We start from the raw sequence: 546 nt of genomic DNA, 5'->3' as shown, positions 1-546 counted from the left end.
TTCCTCAAGTTTCCGCTCGAGCTTCTCAGCTCTCTCTCGAGCTGCTCTTCCCTCTCTGTCAGCTTCCTCTTCGACTCCTCGACGCTCCTCCTCGATTCGGCCAATTCGAGACTTGATCTCCTCTCCTCGGAGATCAAGTCCCTCGATCTCCTCCTCGACCAGTCGCGCCTCCTCTTGAAGGGACTCCAATCGCTCTGCGGCCCTGGCGCACTCGGCCTCGATCTCGTCCCTCTTATCGAGTGCCGGCTGCACGTATTCGGCTTCGATGGCCGCCCTCGCGGCGTCCAGCTTGTCCTGCGGAACCGATGACAGCACCTTTTCCTTCTGCCGATCCTCCGACAGCTCGATCTCCACAGGGTATCCCAGCTTGCCCTCCACGCGTTTGGCCAGCTCTTTGTGAAGCGCTCGGTACTTTCCCCTCGTCATCATCGACTTGTAGCTAAAAGACGGCTTCCCGTTCGGCTTTGTGACGACGGGAGTCCACGCGATGTGCACGTGCGGCGTTTTCTCATCCATGTGAACGTAGGCGCCGACAATGTTGTCCAT

Annotated in this window: 1 protein-coding gene; it reads right to left on the bottom strand. The window is 58.8% G+C overall.

The genetic code is table 11. The features are described 5' to 3' along the window. The coding region (locus DMP07_RS08650; RefSeq protein WP_148039664.1) for a plasmid recombination protein at positions 1–546 on the bottom strand (546 nt) is incomplete at its 3' end.

Source organism: Slackia faecicanis (genome assembly GCF_003725295.1).
Classification (GTDB): domain Bacteria; phylum Actinomycetota; class Coriobacteriia; order Coriobacteriales; family Eggerthellaceae; genus Slackia; species Slackia faecicanis.
Note: the sequence above shows the minus strand (reverse complement) of the source record. Positions and strands in the feature narration are given on the sequence as shown.